The sequence below is a fragment of the Paucibacter sp. XJ19-41 genome (genome assembly GCF_028462495.1).
In the GTDB taxonomy this organism is placed as follows: Bacteria; Pseudomonadota; Gammaproteobacteria; order Burkholderiales; family Burkholderiaceae_C; genus Roseateles_E.
Genome location: NZ_JAQOWX010000285.1, coordinates 1 through 753 on the forward strand (window position 1 = coordinate 1; position 753 = coordinate 753).

Here is a 753-nt window from a genome sequence, read left to right on the forward strand (position 1 = left end):
GTGCGGGCCACCGACGCCGGGCACCGCGTCACGCTGATCGAGATGGCGCCGCAGCTGGGCGGCCGCGCGCGCAGCCTGGCGCAGCCGCCTCGACTGGACAACGGCCAGCACATCCTGATCGGCGCCTATGTGGAGAGCCTGGCGCTGATGCGCCGAGTCGGCGTCGACCCCGAGGTGGCGCTGTGGCGCGCGCCGCTGCGGCTGCGCTATCCCGAGCATGAGGGCCTGCGCCTGCCGCCGGGGCCGCCGCTGATCGCCTTCACCCGCGCGGTGCTGGCGTGCCGGGCCTGGCCGCTTGCTGCCCGGCTGGCGCTGCTGCGCGCCAGCCTGGGCTGGGCGCTGGCGGGGTTTCGCTGCGATGAGGAACTCAGCGTTGACACACTGTGCCGCGCCCTGCCCGCGCCGGTGCGGCAGGAGCTGATCGACCCGCTGTGCGTGGCCGCGCTGAACACGCCGGCGACCGAGGCCAGCGCAGCGGTGTTTCTGCGCGTGCTGCGCGATGCATTGTTCAGCGGCCGCGGCTCGGCCGACCTGCTGCTGCCGCGCCTGCCCTTGAGCGAGCTGCTGGCCGAGCCAGCGGCGCAATGGCTGCGCGCGCGCGGCGCCGAGCTGCGGCTGGGCCGGCGCGTCGATCATGTCGATGCCAATGGCCGGGTCGATGGCGAAGGCTTCGACGCCGTGATCCTGGCCTGCAGCGCCACCGAGGCCGCGCGCCTGGCCGAGCCGCTCGCGCCCGGCTGGGCCGCGCTGGCC

General features: G+C 75.6%; 1 protein-coding gene. It reads left to right on the forward strand.

Features of this window, described 5'->3' with window-relative positions; translation table 11 throughout:
* A partial coding sequence (locus PO768_RS29000) for an FAD-dependent oxidoreductase (RefSeq protein WP_272648822.1) occupies positions 1 to 753 on the forward strand: 753 nt, incomplete at both ends.